The 17,532-nt window shown below is 49.0% G+C and carries 16 protein-coding genes and 1 riboswitch; of the genes, 13 read left to right on the plus strand and 3 right to left on the minus strand.

What is annotated here, in order from left to right:
* The coding region (locus tag AC1DSE_RS10310; protein WP_477527654.1) for a hypothetical protein at window positions 1-372 on the minus strand (372 nt) is incomplete at its 3' end.
* A gap of 262 nt (window positions 373-634) precedes the next feature.
* Between AC1DSE_RS10310 and AC1DSE_RS10315 the strand changes: the two genes are divergently transcribed.
* From AC1DSE_RS10315 to AC1DSE_RS10325, 3 genes are all read left to right on the plus strand, one after another.
* Window positions 635-2,392: a stalk domain-containing protein gene (locus AC1DSE_RS10315; protein ID WP_477510453.1), complete on the plus strand. Its 1,758-nt coding sequence runs from the start codon at window positions 635-637 to the stop codon at window positions 2,390-2,392.
* A 120-nt stretch (window positions 2,393-2,512) separates the two neighbouring features.
* Window positions 2,513-3,499 carry a peptide-methionine (S)-S-oxide reductase MsrA gene (msrA, locus tag AC1DSE_RS10320; protein WP_083682630.1) on the plus strand — a complete coding sequence of 329 codons (987 nt, stop codon included), beginning with the start codon at window positions 2,513-2,515 and terminating at the stop codon, window positions 3,497-3,499.
* Between the two features lie 47 nt (window positions 3,500-3,546).
* Complete coding sequence (locus AC1DSE_RS10325; protein WP_339206944.1) at window positions 3,547-4,116, plus strand: nitroreductase family protein; 570 nt, start codon at window positions 3,547-3,549, stop codon at window positions 4,114-4,116.
* A gap of 77 nt (window positions 4,117-4,193) precedes the next feature.
* On the opposite strand, the gene AC1DSE_RS10330 is transcribed toward AC1DSE_RS10325, so the two are convergent.
* Window positions 4,194-5,471, minus strand: coding sequence for a LysM peptidoglycan-binding domain-containing protein (locus AC1DSE_RS10330; protein WP_477510455.1), 1,278 nt, complete (start codon window positions 5,469-5,471; stop codon window positions 4,194-4,196).
* Window positions 5,472-5,917: 446 nt separating this feature from the next.
* Window positions 5,918-6,017: riboswitch (purine riboswitch) on the plus strand.
* 320 nt (window positions 6,018-6,337) lie between these two features.
* Between AC1DSE_RS10330 and purE the strand changes: the two genes are divergently transcribed.
* The 4 genes from purE to AC1DSE_RS10350 are packed head-to-tail and all read left to right on the plus strand — an operon-like array spanning window position 6,338 to window position 10,210.
* Window positions 6,338-6,823: a 5-(carboxyamino)imidazole ribonucleotide mutase gene (gene purE / locus AC1DSE_RS10335; RefSeq protein WP_339206946.1), complete on the plus strand. Its 486-nt coding sequence runs from the start codon at window positions 6,338-6,340 to the stop codon at window positions 6,821-6,823.
* On the plus strand, window positions 6,820-7,995 hold the full coding sequence (gene purK, locus AC1DSE_RS10340; RefSeq protein WP_477510456.1) for a 5-(carboxyamino)imidazole ribonucleotide synthase: 1,176 nt from the start codon (window positions 6,820-6,822) through the stop codon (window positions 7,993-7,995). Before purE ends, purK begins: the two co-directional genes overlap by 4 nt.
* A 7-nt stretch (window positions 7,996-8,002) precedes the next feature.
* The gene (gene purB / locus AC1DSE_RS10345) at window positions 8,003-9,298 is read left to right on the plus strand and encodes an adenylosuccinate lyase (protein ID WP_076271100.1); all 1,296 of its coding nucleotides are present in this window, start codon (window positions 8,003-8,005) and stop codon (window positions 9,296-9,298) included.
* 15 nt (window positions 9,299-9,313) lie between these two features.
* Window positions 9,314-10,210 (plus strand): phosphoribosylaminoimidazolesuccinocarboxamide synthase, encoded by an 897-nt coding sequence (locus AC1DSE_RS10350; protein ID WP_076271099.1) that lies wholly within the window; start codon window positions 9,314-9,316, stop codon window positions 10,208-10,210.
* A gap of 487 nt (window positions 10,211-10,697) precedes the next feature.
* On the opposite strand, the gene AC1DSE_RS10355 is transcribed toward AC1DSE_RS10350, so the two are convergent.
* Window positions 10,698-10,841, minus strand: a complete 144-nt coding sequence (locus AC1DSE_RS10355; protein ID WP_477510457.1) for a hypothetical protein — start codon at window positions 10,839-10,841, stop codon at window positions 10,698-10,700.
* Window positions 10,842-11,069: 228 nt separating this feature from the next.
* On the opposite strand from AC1DSE_RS10355, the gene purS reads away from it, so the two are divergent.
* The 6 genes from purS (at window position 11,070) to purN (ending at window position 17,425) form a co-directional block, all read left to right on the plus strand.
* Entirely contained in the window at window positions 11,070-11,315 is a 246-nt protein-coding gene (gene purS, locus AC1DSE_RS10360) for a phosphoribosylformylglycinamidine synthase subunit PurS (RefSeq protein WP_477510499.1), read from the plus strand.
* A 4-nt stretch (window positions 11,316-11,319) separates the two neighbouring features.
* A complete protein-coding gene (gene purQ, locus AC1DSE_RS10365) occupies window positions 11,320-12,015 on the plus strand; it encodes a phosphoribosylformylglycinamidine synthase subunit PurQ (protein ID WP_441907941.1) in 696 nt (231 codons plus the stop codon).
* Complete coding sequence (gene purL, locus AC1DSE_RS10370; RefSeq protein WP_339206949.1) at window positions 11,993-14,239, plus strand: phosphoribosylformylglycinamidine synthase subunit PurL; 2,247 nt, start codon at window positions 11,993-11,995, stop codon at window positions 14,237-14,239. The genes purQ and purL overlap by 23 nt, the downstream gene beginning before the upstream one ends.
* Window positions 14,221-15,705, plus strand: coding sequence for an amidophosphoribosyltransferase (gene purF, locus AC1DSE_RS10375; protein WP_076271096.1), 1,485 nt, complete (start codon window positions 14,221-14,223; stop codon window positions 15,703-15,705). The genes purL and purF overlap by 19 nt, the downstream gene beginning before the upstream one ends.
* A gap of 65 nt (window positions 15,706-15,770) precedes the next feature.
* The gene (purM, locus tag AC1DSE_RS10380) at window positions 15,771-16,814 is read left to right on the plus strand and encodes a phosphoribosylformylglycinamidine cyclo-ligase (protein ID WP_441884063.1); all 1,044 of its coding nucleotides are present in this window, start codon (window positions 15,771-15,773) and stop codon (window positions 16,812-16,814) included.
* Entirely contained in the window at window positions 16,814-17,425 is a 612-nt protein-coding gene (gene purN / locus AC1DSE_RS10385) for a phosphoribosylglycinamide formyltransferase (protein ID WP_477510459.1), read from the plus strand. The genes purM and purN overlap by 1 nt, the downstream gene beginning before the upstream one ends.
* Window positions 17,426-17,532 lie beyond the last annotated feature (107 nt).

Below are 17,532 nucleotides of genomic sequence, written 5' to 3' on the forward strand. Positions count from 1 at the left end.
CTGCGTATACAGCTTGTTGCTGTTGTCCGTTTTGGAAGCGGCGTTGTCCTTCGTGAACGTAAGCAGTTCATTTAGCGCATCGACTTTTGCCTTTAGCTCAGCAAGATCTGCGGTGTAGTCGGTTTCGAGCTTCAGCATGCGAGCCTCATAAGCTTGCTGCATAGCCGCAATTTGGCCAGCGGTTTGCTGCTCCAAGTTTGCGGATAACGTCTGCTGAATCCGTTCGGTATACCATTTGGCGCCCAATATGCCGGAGCATATAATAATGACCCATATGCAGACAAAAAGAAGGAAGGTACGGTTTCCTTTCTTTCTGCGTGTTTTCTTATCGAATTGGCTGGCAGTGCGTTGTTCCAAAATCAAATCACTCATTCTATTCATTCACCTCTCTTGATAGTCACTTGCACGAAAGATCGGATGAACGAACTGCTAGCAAGGGTACATAGATTAGACTTCAATTGCTCCTAAATAGTTGCGGATGTCATCTTATTGTAACAAAGACAAACGTAGATGTCCTTTGCGATATATGGGAATTTCCTGTAAATTTCAAATCGGACCGGAACATTCTCCCTCCTTTCGGCGTCTAACCATAAGGGATGCGGCAGCCGATGCCGCAAATTGGAAGGAGAACAAGATGAAAACACAGAATTGGTTTAAGCAAATGACTAAGCGAGTTCTCATAGCAGGCTTACTCGTTTCGCTGGCAGGTACTGGATTTGGAGTGAAGGAGGAAGTTAATGCAGCTGAGCGTCAGCCGATAAAGGTAGAGTTTGTGCATGGTTCGAAAAAAATGACGATAAACGGCAAGGCGCAGCAAATGACGGCGCCGCTGCCGGTAGTAAAGGGAGTTACAATGATTCCTGTTCGGACGATTGCTGCTTCCGTTGGAGCAAGCGTTTATGCTGATAGTAAAGGCACTCATATCGATACGTATTTCAACAAAGTTACACTGAACAATAATATGCGCGGTGCGAATCGCAACGGAAGCTACGTTGTATTGCCTAATGCAGCTACACAAATTAATGGAACGATGCATGTGCCTTTATCAGCAGTCAAGCTGCTGTGGAATGCGACATATGTGTTTAATGCACAGCTTAAGCAAATTAGCATAACCATTCAGCCGGAGCCAAACGTGCCGCCAGTAGCCCGCTTCGAAGCTCCGTATGAGGTGAAGCTCGGGGAGCCAATCGAATTTAAGGATTTGAGCTATGACCCTGATGGTAAAATCGTGAAGACAGAGTGGACCGGTCGTAAAAGTACATATTTTGAGCCAGGTGTTTATACCGTTACTCAAAGTGTCTACGACAACGATGGCGCACGAAGTGAAGTCGTGTCTCAAGATATTCGTGTAACAGAAGAGGTTATGTATACGCCTTATGAATACTACATGCGTTATGGTAACCCGGGCGATAAATTTGAAGTTGACGGGAAACTAATGAACACCTTCAAAGAGGTGGATACGATTGAATCCAAAGGCGGCCGCACATTGTATATGTCGAATGCGCCGGAGCGTTTCTTTGGAGAAGGTTTGCTGTACGAAGATACTTTGAATGATGCAAGTCGTTTATTCCTTCATCACCGCAACGGCTCAGACGAGCGATTGAAGCTGGCGGTTGTGGTTACGAATAACGAAAGCGAAAGCGTAAAGCTGACGATTGGCAATCGCGGCCTTGCTGGACCAAGCGTTAGTGCAATGCAATTTGGATCGGCTGCAGTGGCTAGATATTTTGCAAGCTCACAGCCGCGCGAGATGATTATTGAGCCTGGCACTTCCGCTGTGCTGCTGCCGGAGCTTGAGAAAATTATTATGAATCCAGACGAAGGTTTCTCGGGCTTGCTTGATGTCGACATGGACGGTAAGCTGACATTTTCCACGATGGCGCTTAAAGTAGACACCGACCCGATTAGTGCAGTGTCTATGGTTACTGAGCTGGAGAAGGTCGGAAATCGCGGCAAGTTCTTCGATACCGATCAATATATTGAAGTGAATGAGAAGGTTGGCGTTACAGAAAGCAAGCTGCGCTTAGGTCAACGTGGCCCTGCTATGGCAGGTGTAGATGCATTGACAGGCGGAATGACAATTAACGGCGGGGAATATGGTGCCGTAACGACGGTCAAGCTCAAAAATGTCGCTTGGGGAACACGGATTATTCTTAATCCTCGAGCGGGAATTTTCCAAGGCGCAGTTAGTGTAAATGGAAAAGTGGTGTACGTCCCTTCAGGCGGTCATGTGAAGGTAGGCGAAGGCGCATTGATCTATACGCAACCGAATCAACCCGCTGGAGCAGCTGGCATGCAGCCTGCGCCAGAAGTAACGATTCAGTATTCATCACCGGGCGCAAGCTCATTACCGATCTTATTCGTATTTTTTCCAGGCTCGGACTTTAAATAACCAATAGAAGGAGGAAACGTCGCTGCCAAGCGATGTTTCCTCCTTTTTTTGTTGTTAGCCCACCTAGTATTGTATAATAGAGATTCATTATCATTTGAACCAACTAGGAGGATGATCAGCATGGATCAACCAATTACAAATAACGGCGCGAGCCGAAAAGAAGCAAAAGCAATGTTCGCAGGAGGCTGCTTCTGGTGCATGGTATCGCCATTCGAGGAAATGCCGGGAATTATATCGGTCGTATCCGGATATACGGGTGGACATACGGTAAACCCAACGTATCAGGAAGTATGCTCGGAGACGACAGGTCATGCGGAAGCGGTACAAATTACGTATGATCCTGCGATCTTCCCTTATGAGAAGCTGCTTGATATTTTCTGGAAGCAAATCGACCCTACGGATGCAGGCGGTCAGTTCCATGATCGCGGGGAATCTTATCGGACAGGTATTTATTATTATGATGAAGAGCAGCGCGAGCTGGCGGAAGCTTCTAGACAAGAGCTTGAAGCTAGCGGTCGCTTCGACCGGCCAATCGTAACGGAAATCGAACCGGCACAAGCTTTTTATCCGGCAGAGGACTATCACCAGGGCTATCACAAATCGAATCCGTATCGTTACAAAATGTATCGTAAAGGCTCTGGCCGCGACGCTTTTATTTCACAAAACTGGGCGATTAAGAAAGACCCTGCAGAATTGAAGCAGCGTCTTACGCCGATCCAGTATGAGGTCACACAAAACAGTGGAACAGAACGTCCATTCACAGGGGAGTATTGGGATCACACCGAGGATGGCATTTATGTAGATATCGTTTCTGGAGAGCCGCTGTTCAGCTCCCGCGATAAGTACGATGCTGGCTGCGGTTGGCCGAGCTTCACGAAGCCGTTGCAAGCAGCAGCTGTTTCTGAGCATACGGACTCCTCGCATTATATGGTACGGGTCGAGGTTCGCAGCAAAGAGGGCGATTCTCATCTCGGTCATGTATTTGATGATGGACCGCAGCCGACGGGGCTTCGTTATTGCATCAATTCCGCCTCACTGCGTTTTATCGGCAAGGATAAGCTGGAGGAAGAAGGATACGGCGAATATTTGCATCTGTTTGAGCAATAAGCTTTTAAGCATCTTATTATAGACATTTGGGTGGAGGAGAAGCTGAAATGAACATAGAAGAAGCGATTCGCACGAGAAGAACGATTGGAAGAGTGAAGAAGGACCCTGTTGACCGTGCACTTATTGAACGGTTGTTGGATGCAGCTGTTTGGGCGCCTAGCCATCATAATACGCAGCCTTGGTCATTTATTGTGATGACGGGTGAAGGCAGAGGGCGGCTTGCAGAAGGATATGCGCGTGTATCCGCGGCCGCTGTTCCTGAGCTGAGCGGACAGCCGCTTGAAGATCGTTTGGCTAAAGAACGTACCAAAGCATTCCGTGCCCCAGTCGTTATTGCGGCAGTATGCTCACCGTCGGATGATCCGCGTGCTGTACTGGCAGAGGAGCTTGCTGCTGCTCAAGCAGCGGTGCAAAATTTGCTGCTTTCAGCACATGCGAATGGACTTGGGGCGATATGGCGTTCGGGCGATCCAATGTACCACCCGATTATGAGAGAAACATTCGGCCTGCGTGAACAAGATCAAATCGTAGGTTTTATTTACCTAGGTTATCCGGATATGACGGCTCCAGAGCCGCAGCGTGTACCTGCCACTGCAAAAACGGTGTGGTTGGTTTAATAAATAAAAAAGAAGGCCGTACCGTTCGATTATGCCGAACGATACGGCCCTTCTTTTTATCTGTATTAAATCATTAATTATATGAGCTTTTTCACTTTAAAATTGGCTTGCAGCACATACCAGTTTTGCGGGAACGGTACGCCGAGCACCCAATAGCCGATGCCGCGAAGCTTATATATTTTGACAAGATTGAATTTGGCTTGAACGCTGCGTGCATCCTCATACCAGACCACATGCTCTCGGCCTTCCTTGTCGTAATAGTTATAGTAAGGTGATTGTCCCTCATCATCATATTGAATAGTGGCTCCGTAAGTATTCGCACGAATTACCGCTTCATGCGGACTGATCGTCGGTGCCCACTTTCCGCCTTGGACGTAGGGAAGTGTCCAATCGTAGCCATACAAAGGCATGCCCATTACGATTTTTTGGGGAGGAATAACGCTGAGGGCATATTGCAGCACCTTGTTGACCTCGTTCAGCGGAGCGACGGCTCGCGGCGGCCCGCCCGACCAGCCCCATTCATAGGTCATGAGAATAACAAAATCGGCAATGCGGCCTAGAGCCTGGTAATCATGCGCTTCATATAGTGTGCCTGCTTGGTCGGCATTCAGCTTGGGCGCGAGGCAAACGGATACGAGATAATTTTCCGGGTGCAGGCTGTCGACGAGATTTTGAATAAAATGTTGAAATAACTCACGATCGGCAGGCGGAACATATTCGAAATCAACATTGAGCGCTAGATAACCTTTCTGCTTCATCATAATGAGAATGCTCGATATGAGTTTTTGTTGAAGCCCGGCATCGGCGAGCACCGCATGGGCAGTATCAGGACTGAATGTGCCGTTTTCGAAATTAGTTAGAACCATCATAGGCGTTGTTTGTGTCTGGTAGGCTGCATTTATAATAGCTGAATCATCTAAAAGCGTAAAAGTACCGTCAGCCTGTACACGGTAACTGAATGGGTTTAAATAGGTTAGATGTTGGCCAATGTCCTCAATTAAACGAACACCGGCAGCGTCAAATTTCTGTGTATAGGCGTTTACTTCAATTGTTGGCCGCACGGTTTGAGGAATAACGAGTGTTTGCCCCGGGTAAATAAGGGCGGGATTAGAGATTTTGTTTATTTTCGCGAGCTCCTGCAGTGTAACGCCATATCGCTGGGCGATTAGCCAGAGCGATTCACCGTAATGTACTTTATGAGTGCTTGCATCAGTTGGAATAATAAGCGCCTGACCAATAACGAGTACGTTTGGGTCGCTAAGGCCGTTTGCATCTGTGATATCGTTTATCGACAAATCGTATATTTGAGAAAGCTTATAGATGGAATCTCCTTTTTGCACGACATGAATATGCACCCTATTCGAGCCTCCTTTTTAAAATGATTAGCTATTGCGGTCTCGGCTGCGGTGCCTGCCTGAATGCTAAGAAAAGACTCTTTTATAATGTATTCATTAAATGGCTCTCGCATTCGAATGGGAAATGACAATCCGTTCGCTTAAGGCAGACGGAGAAATGGGAATGATAAGGAAGAGGCCAAAGAAAAAGTACGAAAGCCAATACGAATGGGGGTTGTACAGAATAGTAAAGAAGGTAAGTTTAGGGAATGATCAGGTGCGATACACCTAAATATGGTTATTTCATACGGGATTTCCGATTATTTTGTTCAAAAAAACGAACCTTTATAAAACATTCTCTTTTAATGTTCGTATTTCATTGACAGTGGTTTGGGGATTAGATAAACTAGAATAGGTTTGAGGCGGAATTGTCCGCTGGAACGTATTGCTGTTTGTTTGTCTTCCTACTATTTCATTTAAAGTTTACTCGTATATATTCGGGATCAGGCCTGAATGTTTCTACCCGAGAACCTTAATTTTCGGACTACGAGCAAAATGAGACGATAAGCGATATCGAATCGTAAGGTTTCGGATCGCCATAAAGCAAATGCAAGTCTGCAAAGTGCCTTGTTAGTTGGACACTGGTTGCCTCCTTTACGGGGCAGCCTTCTGTTGTCTTTTCGGCTCTGCAGCACGATTTGTCTCGTCCTCATTGAAGTGAAGCTTGATTGGCCATGGATTCGCATGAATACCGGTCTGTGCTTCCGCTCCGGTCCTGCGGCATCCCCATTCTTATGGCTGCTGAAGGGCCTTTTCTATTTTGGATGTGTTGTTTTATAGGATGCTTGATCATTAATTATCTTATAGATGAAAGTGGGTTTGAACGCATGTCTGCGAAGGTTGGCGTCATCATGGGCAGCAAATCGGATTGGGACACAATGAAATTAGCCTGCGACGTACTAGAGGAATTGCAAATTCCTTATGAGAAAAAAGTCGTTTCCGCGCATCGGACACCGGATTTAATGTTCGAGTATGCAGAAACTGCAGTAGAACGAGGGCTTAAGGTAATTATTGCCGGAGCCGGCGGAGCTGCACATTTGCCCGGCATGGTCGCTGCTAAGACGATTTTGCCGGTTATTGGCGTTCCCGTGAAGTCCTCGAATTTGAGCGGACTTGATTCCTTGCTCTCTATCGTTCAAATGCCTGGCGGCATTCCAGTAGCTACGGTAGCCATTGGCAACGCAGGCGGAACGAATGCTGGACTGCTCGCGGCACAAATGCTGGGAGCGTTTGATCCCGAGGTGCAAGCGCGTGTAATCGCACGTCGCGAGCGTGTAAAGCAGGAAGTGCTGGAAAGCAGTGAGACGTTATGAGTCAAAAAACGGACAAGCAAACGATCCAGACGCTGTTGCCAGGCAGTACGATCGGCATATTAGGCGGCGGGCAGCTTGGACGAATGATGGCGAATGCAGGCAGCGCGATGGGGTATCGCTTCATTGCTCTTGATCCAACGCCGGATGCTCCGACTGGACAAGTAGCAGAGCAAATCGTCGCAGCTTACGACAATCACGATGCAGCGAGGGAGCTTGCAAAACGATCGGACGTCATCACATACGAATTCGAGAATGTGGATGCAGATGTAGCGGCGATGCTGATGGCAGAGTCTTATGTGCCGCAGGGAAGTGAGCTGCTGTATACAACGCAGCATCGGCTTCGCGAGAAGCGGGCGATTGAAGCAGCTGGCGTACGTGTTGCCCCTTACCGCGAGATTCGCAGCGCAGACGAGCTGCGCGAGGCTGTTACCGCCTTTGGAACACCTTGCGTATTGAAAACAGCTATGGGCGGTTACGATGGCAAAGGCCAATGGGTCATTCGCAGCGAAAGCGAAATAGAAGAAGCGTATGAGACCTTAGCACGAGCGCGCGTCCAACTGGTGCTTGAGCAGTTCATTCGTTTTGATAAGGAAATATCAGTTATAGCGGCGAGAAGTCCGCAGGGTGAGATCAAGGTTTTCCCTGTCGCGGAAAACATACACGTCGATAATATATTGCATTTGTCTATCGTGCCAGCAAGAATTACGGAGGATTTGCAGCAGCAAGCAGAACGGCTTGCAGAGCGTATCGCTGAGGGATTAGGCGTAGTTGGTCTAATTGCAGTAGAGCTGTTCGTTACAGCGGATGGTGAGCTGTTCGTAAATGAGCTTGCACCACGCCCGCATAACAGCGGTCACTACACGATGGAAGCCTGCCGAACGTCACAGTTCGAGCAGCATGTACGCGCGGTATGCAATCTGCCGCTCGGAGATACGACGCTTATGAGTCCTGTTGTTATGGTGAACGTGCTGGGTGAGCATGTCGCACCGCTTCTAGAGCTCACAGCTCGCGCGGATGAAGCGGCTAAGCGCTTGAATGTCGCTCCGAAATTGCATTTGTACGGGAAAAAGGAAGCTGTTGTGAAGCGGAAGATGGGCCATGTCAATGTTTTGGCAGAAACGACGGATGCTGCGCTTAGCTGGATCGAAGAAACAACTATTTGGAAGGTGTGAAGCAATCATGTTAGATCGTTACAGCAGACCGGAAATGAGAGCTATTTGGACAGAGGAAAATAAATTCAGAGCATGGCTGGAAGTTGAGCTTTGCGCATGCGAGGCTTGGTCTGAGCTAGGCGTTATTCCGAAGGAAGACGTTGTCGCGCTTCGCGCATCAGCTGATTTCGATATCGATCGGATTTATGAAATTGAGCAGGACACTCGTCATGACGTTATCGCGTTTACACGCGCCGTATCTGAGAAAGCAGGCCCTGAAGGCAAATGGGTGCATTACGGCCTTACTTCTACGGACGTTGTAGATACAGCTATCGGTTATTTGCTTCTTCAAGCTAACGCGATTCTTGTGAAAGATATCGAACGTTTTATCGAAATTCTTAAGAACAAAGCATTGCAATACAAGGATACGCCGATGATGGGCCGTACGCATGGCGTACACGCGCAACCAACAACCTTTGGTCTGAAAATGGCGCTTTGGTATGAGGAAATGAAGCGTAACCTGGAGCGTTTCCACCATGCTGCGAACAACGTGCAGTTCGGTAAAATGTCCGGTGCGGTAGGTACATTCGCAGATATCGATCCTTTTGTTGAAGAATTTGTATGCAAGAAGCTTGGCATTACCGCAGCTCCAATCTCAACACAAACGCTGCAGCGTGACCGTCACGCTGAATATATGGCGACTCTTGCACTCGTAGCCTCTTCGCTTGATAAGTTTGCAACTGAAATTCGCGCTTTGCAGAAGAGTGAGTTCCGTGAAGTAGAAGAAGCGTTCGCAAAAGGTCAAAAAGGTTCATCCGCAATGCCGCACAAACGCAATCCAATCGGCTGCGAGAACATTTCCGGTTTGTCCCGCGTTATTCGCGGACATATGGTTACAGCTTACGAGAACATTGCCCTTTGGCATGAACGCGATATTAGCCACTCGTCTGTTGAACGTATTATTTTGCCGGATGCAACGATGCTGCTTAACTACATGCTGAACCGTTTGGGCAACATCATCAACAACCTGACCGTGTTCCCGGAAAACATGAAGCGCAACATGCAAGCGACATATGGCGTGCCATTCTCTGGCCGCGTATTGACGAAGCTGATCGACAAAGGCTTCAGTCGTGAGAAAGCTTATGACACGGTTCAACCGCGTGCAATGCAGGCATGGGAAACAAAACGTCAATTCCGCGAACTCATTGGTGAGACAGAGGAAATTACAAGCGTGYTGACGACAGAAGAAATCGATGATTGCTTCGATCCAGCTTGGCATCTAAAGCATGTTGATACGATTTTTACACGTCTTGGATTGATTTAAGGGGAGGCTGGCCTGATGACTGCACCATCGCAAGCTCTATCGACAGCTGTCGATTATATTAAAGCTCCGCTGATTTACAAAGGAAAGGTTCGTGAGCTGTACGATCTGGGCGAGCATTTCCTCATCGTCGTAACCGACCGCATTTCCGCATTCGACTACGTGCTTGACCCGGCAGTGCCGGACAAGGGCAATGTGCTGAACCGTTTGTCCGCTTACTGGTTCGAGCAAACCGCTGACATTCAAGTGAACCACGTCGTTCATACCGATGTGGAGAAGCTTGGCGGTCTCGTAACCGAGCCGGAGCTGCTCAAAAACCGGATTATGGTTACCCGCAAAGCGGAGCGCATCGATATCGAATGTGTGGTTCGCGGCTATATCACTGGCGGCGGCTGGAGACAGTATCAGCAAACGTCAGCGATTAACGGTATAGAGCTTCCAGCGGGCCTCCGCAAAAACGAACGTTTTCCTGCTCCAATTTTTACGCCGGCAGCGAAAAACGACGTTGGTCACGATGAGGACATCCCATTTGAGAAAATGGCTGAAATGGTCGGTGCTGAGCTTGCCGAGGAGCTTCGTGACCGCAGCATCAAGCTGTACGAATACGCTCATGGCTATTGCGCAGAGCATGGCATCATCCTTGCCGATTGCAAATTCGAGTTTGGACTCATCGACGGCAAAGTGATCTTGATCGACGAAATCTTCACGCCTGACTCCTCCCGCTTCTGGGCGGAAGGCAATTATGCGCTGGATATCGAGATCGACAGCATGGACAAAGAGCCGGTTCGCACGTACTTGCTAGGCTCAGATTGGGATCGCGACAGCAAGCCAGCACCGCTGCCGGATTCCGTAGTAGCTGAAACAACGTCCCGCTACCGCGATATCTACCGCCGTCTTACTGGCGTAGAGCTGTAGGAAGCTTTGTTAGCTTAGTGAAGAACGGGAAAACGGGCGTTAAATGCTGCGAAATCGAGCTAGGACGCCGAAATTGATGCAATTAACGCCCAAAATTCCCGCTATTCGCAGCAAAGTAGCTTTAAGAGTAGGATCAACAGAAAAAAGGGCGTTAAATGCTGTGAAATCGAGCTAGGACGCCGAAGTTTCTGCAAATAACGCCCAAAGTTCCCGCTAATCGCAGCAAACTAGCTTTAATAGTTGGATTAACGGGAAAAACAGGCGTTAAATGCTGCAAAATCGAGCTAGGACGTCGAAATTAGTAAAATTAACGCCCAAAATTCCCGCTAATCGCAGCAAATTAGCTTTTAGGCTTGATTTAACGGTAGGAATTCCCGTTATATTAAAATCCGCCGCTGAAAGCCGAATGGAATGACTTTAACAACGTTGAGCGAGAGCGATGACGCTGACATAGGGGCGCGGAAGCGCATGCCGCTAAGGCAGGCAGTCAGCGAGAGCGCTGCTGCACCCCATAAGCCTGAGCGCGAAAGCGCAGGGCTGCAAATGCATTACTGACAGGCAGCATAAGCACAGGCCAATCACAATAATCATGGTGGCCAGCGAGAGCGCGGCCGCCAAACAAACGCTTCACCGACCACCCTCGCAAAGGTTTTATCTCAAAGTGTGTGAGCTCGGAGAGCGGGAAGTTGTTGCTGGAGAGCGACAGCGATCGCTTCTTGAAGCCGGGAAATTACCGCAAAGCGTGTAATCAGAATTTCTCGGCTTCGAAAGCGGCGTAAGCAATAACTCCCACGCCCGAGCGGCAATCACATTTTGACGAAAATCTGCTGCGAGAAAAAACCCACATTTTCAGGAGGCTATTATGAAGGCAACCGTCTACGTCACTATCAAGCAAAACGTTTTGGATCCACAAGGAACCGCTGTACAAGGAGCGCTTCACACACTTGGTTTCTCTGAAGTCGAAAAAGTACGCATCGGCAAATATTTGGAGCTTGAGCTTGATACGACTGACCACGCAGAAGCGGAAGTACGCATTAAAGCTATGTGCGAGAAGCTGTTTGCGAACACGGTTGTAGAAGATTTCCGTTTTGAGCTGGAGGGATAGGGCGATGAAGTTTGCAGTACTTGTATTTCCAGGCTCCAACTGTGACATCGATTGCTACAAAGCAGTCGAAGACACGATCGGCCAGTCGGTTGACTACGTATGGCACACAGCTACAGACTTGTCTTCTTATGATGCGATTCTAGTACCTGGAGGCTTCTCCTACGGCGATTACCTGCGCTGCGGCGCAATTGCGCAATTCGCTGCTGTTATGGCGGAAGTTCAAAAAGCAGCCGAAGCAGGCAAATATATTCTAGGCATTTGCAACGGATTCCAAATCTTGACGGAGGCTGGCCTTCTGCCAGGCGCCTTGATTCGCAACAACGGACTGAAGTTCCGCTGCCATCAAGCGCCGCTTGAAGTGGTAAACAACAACACAGCTTTTACCAACCAATATTCGCAAGGTGAAATTATAAATATTCCAATCGCACACGGCGAAGGCAACTACTATTGCGACGACGCAACGCTTGCTGAGCTTAAAGCGAACGATCAAATTATTTTCCGCTATGCGGGCGACACAAATCCGAACGGTTCTGTAGAGAACATTGCGGGCATTAGCAACAAAACAGGTAACGTAGTAGGCATGATGCCGCATCCAGAGCGTGCAGTTGATCAATTGCTTGGCTCGGAAGACGGCAAACGGATGTTTACATCGATTTTGAATGCATGGAGGGAACAACATGGCGCAGCAGTTAACAGCTAAGGAACCGACAGCGGAGCAAATTGCCGAGCAAAAAATTTACAGCCAGTTTGGTGTATCCGATTATGAATTTGAGCTCATTTGCGGCTTTCTTGGCCGTAAGCCAAACTACACGGAGATCGGCGTATTCAGCGTTATGTGGTCAGAACATTGCTCTTACAAAAACTCCAAGCCTATTTTGAAAAAATTCCCGATCACAGGACCTCGCGTTCTCATGGGACCGGGCGAAGGCGCGGGTATCGTCGATATTGGCGACAACCAAGCGGTTGTATTCAAAATCGAATCGCATAACCATCCATCAGCGGTTGAGCCTTATCAAGGCGCTGCCACTGGCGTAGGCGGCATTATCCGCGACATTTTCTCCATGGGCGCACGCCCAATCGCATTGCTGAACAGCTTGCGTTTTGGCCGTCTTGAAAATGAGCGCGTTAAATATTTGTTTGAGCACGTCGTTAGCGGAATTGCTGGCTACGGTAACTGTATTGGTATTCCGACAGTTGCGGGCGAGGTTATGTTCGATGAGAGCTACGAGGGCAATCCGCTCGTTAACGCGATGTGCGTAGGTCTAATCGATCATGATAAAATTCAGCGCGGTGTCGCAAAAGGGGTAGGCAACCCGGTATTCTACGTTGGTCCTGCTACTGGCCGCGACGGTATTCACGGTGCTACTTTTGCATCGGTTGAGCTTTCCGAGGAATCAGAAGAAAAACGTACAGCTGTTCAAGTCGGCGATCCATTCATGGAGAAGCTGGTTATGGAAGCGACGCTTGAGCTTATCAACTCCGGTATCGTTCTTGGTATTCAAGACATGGGCGCAGCGGGTCTTACTTGCTCCAGTGCTGAGATGGCTTCGAAAGCTGGCAACGGCCTTGAGCTTTACCTTGACGAGGTACCGCAGCGTGAAACAGGCATGACGCCTTATGAAATGATGCTTTCGGAGTCGCAAGAGCGTATGCTCTTCGTCGTAGAGCCGCAGCATGAAGCGCAAGCGAAGGAAATCTTTGATCGTTGGGGCATTATTTGCGCCAAAGTAGGTAAAGTAACGGATGACGGTCGTCTTCGTTTGTTCCACCAAGGCCAAGAGGTTGCCGATATGCCGGTTAAAGCGCTCGTTGACGAGTGCCCTGTATACGATAAACCATCCAAAGAGCCTGCATATTACAGCGAGAATGCCGCTGTAGATACATCGGCATATGATGAAGTAACGGATTTGACTGGCGCGCTGGAGAAGGTTCTTGCTTCCCCGACAGTTGCTAGCAAAGAGTGGGTTTACAATCAATATGACTACATGGTTCGTACATCGACAGCTGTTCAGCCAGGCTCCGATGCGGCAGTCGTAACGATTCGCGGCACGCGCAAAGCGCTTGCGATGACAACGGATTGCAACGGACGTTACGTATATCTAGATCCAGAAGTAGGCGGACGCATTGCGGTGGCAGAAGCTGCTCGTAATATCGTGTGCTCAGGCGCTGAGCCGCTTGCTGTAACTGACAACCTTAACTTCGGTAACCCTGAGAAGCCAGAAGTATTCTGGCAGCTTGAGAAATCGGCAGATGGGATGTCCGAGGCTTGCGTCGTGCTTAACACACCGGTTATCGGCGGTAACGTAAGCTTGTACAATGAGAACGCTAAGGGTGCTATTTACCCGACACCAGTAATCGGTATGGTTGGTCTTGTACACGATATCGATCACATCACAACGCAAGGCTTCAAAGCTGAGGGTGATGTTATTATTCTCGTAGGCGAAACAAAAGCGGAAATGGGCGGAAGTGAATTCCAGTACGTTACGCAAGGCGCTGCTGCTGGCCGTCCTCCAGAAATCGATCTTGCTACAGAGAAGAAGGTTCTGGATGCTGTCCTTGGCGCGATTCAAAAAGGTCTCGTAGCATCGGCTCATGACTTGTCCGAAGGCGGTATTGCGGTAGCTGTTGCAGAATCATGCATTAGCGGTCGTCTAGGCGCAGAAGTGGCATTGTCATCTGATCTACGTGCTGATCACCTATTGTTCAGCGAATCGCAATCCCGTATCTTGCTGTCGGCTAAGCCGGATCAAGCAGCGGCATTGCAAGCATGGCTTACAGAGCAAGGCGTTGTTCATGCACAAGTTGGTAACGTTAAAGGCAGCAGCCTGACCATAAGCGTAAACGGAAAATCCGGCATTCAGGCGCCGGTAACACAACTGGAGAAGGTCTGGAAGGATGCGATTCCATGTCTGATGAACAAATAAGACAGGAACCTTTGTTATGGACGGGCGACCACTATAACGAAGGTATTGGCCGTGACGATATGTTTGATAAATTGCGTGAGGAATGTGGCGTTTTCGGGGTTTTTAATCTCCCCGAAGCGTCCAACCTGTCCTATTATGGTCTTCATGCGCTTCAGCATCGCGGTGAGGAAAGTGCGGGAATCTGTACGGTTGATACGAAAAATGGCAATAAGTTCGCTTATCACCGTGGTATGGGTCTCGTAAAAGAAGTATTCAACAAGGAAAATCTCGATATGCTTGCCGGGGATCGCTCTATCGGCCACGTACGTTATTCGACAGCGGGAGAAAGTAAGCTTGCGAACGCACAGCCGCTTATTTTCCGCTATCGCGACGGTGACCTTGCTGTTGCTACAAACGGCAATATCGTGAATGCGCCGGAAATTCGCCGTGAGCTTGAGATGTCGGGCTCGATCTTCCAAACGTCCAGCGACACGGAAGTTATCGCGCATCTTATTGCACGTTCATCGAAGGATTTCGAGACGGCTGCGAAGGAAGCACTGCAGCGCATCGTTGGCGGATTTGCTTTCTTGATTATGACAAACGACAAGCTGCTCGTTGCAGCTGATCCGCATGCTCTTCGTCCGCTTGTTATGGGCCGTATTGGCGAAGGTTATGTATTCTCGTCGGAGTCGTGTGCATTCGAGACAATTGGTGCCGTGTATGAGCGTGATGTACAGCCTGGTGAATTGCTAATTCTTGATGCAGACGGCATGCGCGAGGAACGTTACGCGGAGGTTGACCGCCGCGCAACTTGTGCGATGGAGTATATTTATTTTGCCCGTCCTGATAGTGATATCAATGGCATTAATATTCATATGGCCCGCAAACGGATGGGTCGCCAGCTTGCTTCCGAATCTTTTGTTGATGCGGATATCGTAACGGGTGTGCCGGATTCGAGTATTTCAGCAGCAATTGGATACGCGGAGCAAACCGGTATTCCATACGAGCTTGGCCTTATCAAAAACAAATATACCGGCCGGACATTCATCCAGCCTTCTCAAGAGCTTCGCGAGAAGGGTGTAAAAATGAAGCTGTCTGCCGTTCGTAAAGTGGTGGAAGGCAAACGTGTCGTTATGATTGATGATTCAATCGTTCGGGGCACAACATCGCTGCGGATCGTAAACCTGCTTCGTGAAGCGGGAGCGACTGAGGTGCATGTGCGCATCACATCGCCGCCTTTCAAAAACCCATGCTACTACGGAATTGATACTCCTGACCGCAAAGAGCTCATTGCTTCTTCAAGGACAGTAGAGGAAATCCGCAAGCAAATTAATGCTGATTCATTATCTTTTATAAGCAACGAAGGTTTTGTTGAGTCTGTTGGCGGCAATGATGGGGCTTATAATCGCGGCATGTGTCTAGCTTGCTTCGATAATGACTACCCAACACCAGTTAACGAAGAATCAGACAAAAGCTGCAGCTGTTAATAACATAAATGATTAACCTCATGGAGCGATTGCTGCTCCTAAATTAGTTAAGGAGTTGACCGAGAGTGTCAGAAGCGTACAAAAAAGCCGGCGTCGATATCGCGGCAGGCAACGAAGCGGTTGAACGGATGAAGAAGCACGTAAAACGGACTTACCGTCCAGAGGTGCTGGCAGAACTTGGCGGCTTTGGCGGTCTGTTCAGCCTTAACAAGGACAAGTACGATGAGCCTGTACTCGTGTCTGGAACAGATGGCGTCGGAACGAAGCTGAAGCTTGCTTTTGCCATGGACAAGCATGACACGATCGGCATTGATGCCGTAGCCATGTGCGTGAACGATATTATCGTACAAGGCGCAGAGCCGTTGTTCTTCCTTGATTACTTGGCATGCGACAAGGTCGTTCCTGAGAAAATCGAAGCGATCGTTAAAGGTATTGCAGAAGGCTGCGTACAAGCTGGCTGTTCACTCATCGGCGGCGAAACAGCTGAAATGCCGGGCATGTATCAAGGCGGAGAATACGATATCGCTGGTTTTACAGTTGGTATTGTGGATAAGAAAAAAATGATCGACGGATCAACTATCGCTGCTGGCGATGCGGTTATCGGTTTTGCTTCCAGCGGTATTCACAGCAACGGCTTCTCGCTCGTTCGCCGCTTGCTGCTTGAAGACGCAGGTTATTCGCTTGATCAAGAGCTTGAAGAGCTTGGCGGCGCGAAGCTAGGCGATGTGCTGATTGAGCCAACACGCATCTACGTGAAATCGGCGCTTAAGCTGGTTGAGCAAGTGGAAGTGAAGGGCATGGCACATATTACTGGCGGCGGCTTTATCGAGAACATTCCGCGGGTACTGCCTGACGGCGTGAACGTTGATGTGGAATACGGCTCATGGCCGATTTTGCCAATCTTCGATTTGATGCAAAATAAAGGCGCGATTACGAATCGTGATATGTTCACGACTTTCAATATGGGTATTGGTCTAGTTGTTGTTGTTCCAGCTGATCAAGCAAATGAAGCTCTTCGCATTGCTTCTGAGCTTGGTGAGCAGGCTTACCGTATCGGAACGGTTACGGAAGGAAGCCGCATCGTAACGTTTACGGGAGCGGAAGTATAATGGGAGCACTTCGCATCGCTGTTTTCGCTTCGGGACAAGGTACGAATTTCCAAGCGATTGTAGATGCGGTGCAGGAAGGGAAGCTCGATGTAACCATCGAGCTTCTTGTTTGTGACAAGCCTGCCGCTCCCGTTGTGGAGCGCGCACGGAAGGCTGGTGTGGACACGTTCCTGTTCACGCCGAAGGAATACCCGTCTCGCGAAGCTTATGAGACGGAAATTATCGCTGAGCTAGCGCGGCGCGGCGTTGAGCTGATCGTGCTTGCAGGCTACATGCGCATTATTACGCCTTTGCTGGTTGAGCCATTTTATGGTCGGATGATTAATATTCATCCGGCGCTGCTGCCGGCATTCCCCGGCGTGAATGGCATCGGGCAGGCGCTTGCGTATGGCGTTAAGCTGACTGGCGTCACCGTTCACTACGTGGACGGCGGCATGGACAGCGGACCAATTATCGCGCAGCAAGCAGTGGAAGTGCAAGGCGGAGATACGGAAGATTCGCTAGCGGAGCGTATTCACGCAGCCGAGCAGGCGCTGCTGCCCGCAGTTATTCAGCATATCGCGAAGGGTCGCGTCACACTGAATGGTCGTCATGTGACAGTAAACGGCTAATATAAGCTCAATTTGGTGCGATAGTGTGAACCGAAACAACACCGATGATGAGACCAATCATATCGGCAAGTGTGGATGCAGTATTTGGAGAAGAGAAATTGTTTGGT

Source organism: Paenibacillus sp. 01L418, assembly GCF_056400045.1.

Excerpts from the sequence above, each read along its gene's own strand:
- AC1DSE_RS10350 (WP_076271099.1), top strand. The coding sequence starts at position 9,314 with ATGACTGCACCATCGCAAGCTCTATCGACAGCTGTCGATTATATTAAA.
- AC1DSE_RS10325 (WP_339206944.1), top strand. The coding sequence starts at position 3,547 with ATGAACATAGAAGAAGCGATTCGCACGAGAAGAACGATTGGAAGAGTG.
- purK (WP_477510456.1), top strand. The coding sequence starts at position 6,820 with ATGAGTCAAAAAACGGACAAGCAAACGATCCAGACGCTGTTGCCAGGC.
- purQ (WP_441907941.1), top strand. The coding sequence starts at position 11,320 with ATGAAGTTTGCAGTACTTGTATTTCCAGGCTCCAACTGTGACATCGAT.
- AC1DSE_RS10315 (WP_477510453.1), top strand. The coding sequence starts at position 635 with ATGAAAACACAGAATTGGTTTAAGCAAATGACTAAGCGAGTTCTCATA.
- msrA (WP_083682630.1), top strand. The coding sequence starts at position 2,513 with ATGGATCAACCAATTACAAATAACGGCGCGAGCCGAAAAGAAGCAAAA.
- purE (WP_339206946.1), top strand. The coding sequence starts at position 6,338 with ATGTCTGCGAAGGTTGGCGTCATCATGGGCAGCAAATCGGATTGGGAC.
- purF (WP_076271096.1), top strand. The coding sequence starts at position 14,221 with ATGTCTGATGAACAAATAAGACAGGAACCTTTGTTATGGACGGGCGAC.
- purL (WP_339206949.1), top strand. The coding sequence starts at position 11,993 with ATGGCGCAGCAGTTAACAGCTAAGGAACCGACAGCGGAGCAAATTGCC.
- purN (WP_477510459.1), top strand. The coding sequence starts at position 16,814 with ATGGGAGCACTTCGCATCGCTGTTTTCGCTTCGGGACAAGGTACGAAT.